This is a genomic window from Streptomyces sp. NRRL B-24085, from assembly GCF_001282115.1.
In the GTDB taxonomy this organism is placed as follows: domain Bacteria; phylum Actinomycetota; class Actinomycetes; order Streptomycetales; family Streptomycetaceae; genus Streptomyces.
In genome coordinates, this window is sequence record NZ_LJBR01000465.1 from 1 (window position 1) to 2993 (window position 2993).

Annotated in this window: 2 protein-coding genes and 2 pseudogenes; 3 read left to right on the plus strand and 1 reads right to left on the minus strand. The window is 74.5% G+C overall.

Annotated elements, in window-relative coordinates; genetic code table 11:
* Both AOJ26_RS36725 and AOJ26_RS36730 read left to right on the plus strand, forming a co-directional pair.
* A pseudogene (locus tag AOJ26_RS36725) lies at positions 1-313 on the plus strand (hypothetical protein); the annotation flags it as partial.
* Positions 303-1280, plus strand: a complete 978-nt coding sequence (locus AOJ26_RS36730) for a serine/threonine-protein kinase (RefSeq protein ID WP_053852688.1) — start codon at positions 303-305, stop codon at positions 1278-1280. The pseudogene AOJ26_RS36725 and the gene AOJ26_RS36730, both read left to right, overlap by 11 nt.
* Positions 1281-1309: 29 nt before the next feature.
* On the opposite strand, the gene AOJ26_RS36735 is transcribed toward AOJ26_RS36730, so the two are convergent.
* Positions 1310-2587 carry a streptophobe family protein gene (locus tag AOJ26_RS36735; protein ID WP_053852689.1) on the minus strand — a complete coding sequence of 426 codons (1278 nt, stop codon included), beginning with the start codon at positions 2585-2587 and terminating at the stop codon, positions 1310-1312.
* A gap of 169 nt (positions 2588-2756) precedes the next feature.
* Between AOJ26_RS36735 and AOJ26_RS42455 the strand changes: the two are divergent.
* A pseudogene (locus tag AOJ26_RS42455) lies at positions 2757-2993 on the plus strand (hypothetical protein); the annotation flags it as partial.

Below are 2993 nucleotides of genomic sequence, written 5' to 3' on the forward strand. Positions count from 1 at the left end.
GCTCACCCGCGCCGCCGACCCGCGCCCCCTGCTGGCCCGCGCCGACGAGACCCTCGCCCGCTACCGGGCCGCCGTCGAGGAACTGGCCCGCGGCGGCCTCGACGGGGAGGCCTTCCGCGGCCGCACCCGGGGACTGCGGATCGGGGTGGTCGTCGACGGGGAGGACGTATGGCTGTACGACGCCCAGCACGGACGCTGGGTGTACGCCGACGGGACCCGGCTCGCCACCTACGCCACCGACGACGCGCCGCGCACGGCCGCCGACGGTCCCGGGCACGCCCCCACCCAGGTGGTGACCCCGGATGGCCCGTGAGACCAGTCTCTTCTCCGGCAGCCCCTCCGAACTGGTCGGCCGGCAGGTCGCGAGCTACCGCATCGAGCAGGAGATCGGCCGGGGCGGCATGGCCGTCGTCTACCGGGCCCGGGACCTGCGTCTGGACCGCACGGTGGCGCTGAAGCTGCTGGCCCCGGAGCTCGCCCGCAACGACACCTTCCGCAAGCGCTTCAGCCACGAGTCCCGGGTGGCCGCCGCGATCGACCACCCGCACATCGTCCCCGTCTTCGAGGCGGGCGAGACGGACGGCGTGCTGTACATCGCCATGCGCTACGTCGCCGGCAGCGACCTGCGTCATCTCCTGGACCGCCAGGGGCCGTTGCCGCTCGCGACCGCGCTGCGGATCGCGGCCCAGGTCGCCTCCGCGCTGGACGCCGCCCACGAGCACGGCCTGGTGCACCGGGACGTGAAGCCGGGCAACATCCTCGTCTCCCGCGGCACCGACAGCGACCATCCCGAGCACGTCTACCTCACCGACTTCGGGCTCACGAAGAAGTCCCTCTCGCTGACCGGGTTCACGTCGGTCGGCCAGTTCGTCGGCACCCTGGACTACGTGGCCCCCGAGCAGATCTCCGGCCGCCCGGTCGACGGCCGCTGCGACGTCTACGGCTTCGCCTGTGTGGTGTTCGAGTCCCTCACGGGCCACCCGCCGTTCCGCCGCGACGACGACATGGCCCTGCTGTGGGCCCACCAGTACGACGCCCCGCCCGCGCTCTCCGAGTCCCGCCCGGGACTGCCGGCAGCGCTCGACGCGGTGTTCGCCAGGGCGCTCGCGAAGTCCCCCGACGACCGCCACGACTCCTGCCTCGGCTTCGTCGCGGCCCTCCGCTCGACGGCGACGGGCGGCCACCCGCCGACGCAGGTCGCCCTGAGAACCGTGGAACCGCCGGACACCCGGCCGAAGCCCCCGCCGCGCTGGGCGGAGCCGGTGGTCCGGGGGCGGTAGCCGGCCGTGCTCCCAGTGGTGGGCTCCCGTCAGGTGTCCGCCGGCCCGATCTCCCCTCCGCGGCGCACGAACCGCGCCGGCAGCGCCCCGAGGAAACCGGCGGCCAGGCCCCACAGCGCGCCGAGGGCCACCGCACGCCACAGCTCCGGTTCGAGGAACAGCTCACCGGTCAGTCCGCCGCCCAGGTCGCCGATGCCGAGGACCGACAGGCCGTAGTGGGCGGAGATCCGGCCCATGAGACAGATCATGAGGACCGTCAGGGCGAGCCCGACCGCCAGGTGCACGGCGTGCTGCCAGGCGCGGACGCGGGCGGGGGAGCGGACCGCCGCCAGGAACGCCACCGAGAGCAGCAGGACCGCCTCGACCACCACCAGCCACCAGACCCGGCCGTCGTGCTCGGCGAGGGTGCGCAGGTTCAGCGTGGCCGTGTCGGAGGAGCGCAGGACCTCGTCCAGGAGGTGCGGCATGGGCAGTCCGAAGGGGCCGTCGACCCGGCCGTTCCAGGTGGCGCCGAGGCCGATGGTCAGGGCGAGCCAGACCAGGTTCGGCATGCCCAGCAGGATCACCGCGAGGGTCTCGGGCGCATGGCCGCGGGTCACGGCGACGACGAGGGCGATCAGGGTCCCGAGGACGACGTGGGCGAGCAGGAGCACGACCATGGCGTGCGCCGCGGGCCGCACCGACTCCTGGAGGCGCAGCAGCCGCCCCGGCAGCGGAGCCCGGCGTGAGACCAGCAGGGCCAGCACCAGGACACCGGCCATCCACAGCAGGCCGAACAGGAGGGTCCGCGGTACGTCGGCGGTGAAGCCGACCTCGGGGGAGACACCGAACAGGTCGCCCAGGTCGTTCAGCGTGTCGTCGCCGACGGAGAGCCTGAACGTCTGGCGTGCCGCGAAGGCCAGGGCGAGGAGCGAGAGCAGCCACAGGAGGGCGATGCGGGCGGCCCATCCGGCGAGTTCCCGGCCGCCGGCGACGGCCCGGTGCCGCAGCGGCCTGAGGAAGCCCGCGCCGGACACCAGAGCTCCGGTCAGGGTGACGGAGAGCGGGATCACGGTGAGTCCGGCCGCGCTGTCGGCGAGGCCCCCCGCACCGCCCGACAGCCTGACCGTGCCGCCGACGGCCGTGACCACGGTCGCCGCCACAACCCGGGGGAAACCGTGGTCCGGAAGGTCGGCCGCCCCCGCCGCCCACAGTCCCAGCGCGGCCACCGCGCTCATGACGATCACCGCCACCAGGACCGTGACCAGGGCCTGGACCCAGCCGTGGCGAGCGACGGCCGCCTGGTCGAAGGGGGGTTGCGGGTGCACCCTGCCACGCTAAGCAGCGTGCCGACGGCCCGCCTGCCGGGAGGTCCGTCCGCGTCCGCTTGCGGGGTGCACGGGACCAGAGCAAACAATGGGTATGTCGCGGAAAAATGCGGCTGTATCGGGGCAATCGGATCGCGCCGCAGGAATCCCGCGTCGGGAAGAAGAACTCGTGAGCGTCGAACCGCCTTCGTCGGGCCGCCCCACCGGACCGCCCTCCGGCCCGCTGTCGGGCCCCTCGCAGCCGCCCACCGGCCCGCCCTCGCAACCCCCGGGCAGCAGCGGCGGAGCACCCCCGCCGGAACCCCGCCGCCCCTGGTGGAGGTCGGCGCCCCGGGTCGCGGTGATCGCCGCCGCGGTCGTCGTCGCCGTGGTCCTCGCGGTCGTGTTCACCCGCTCCGGCGGCGGC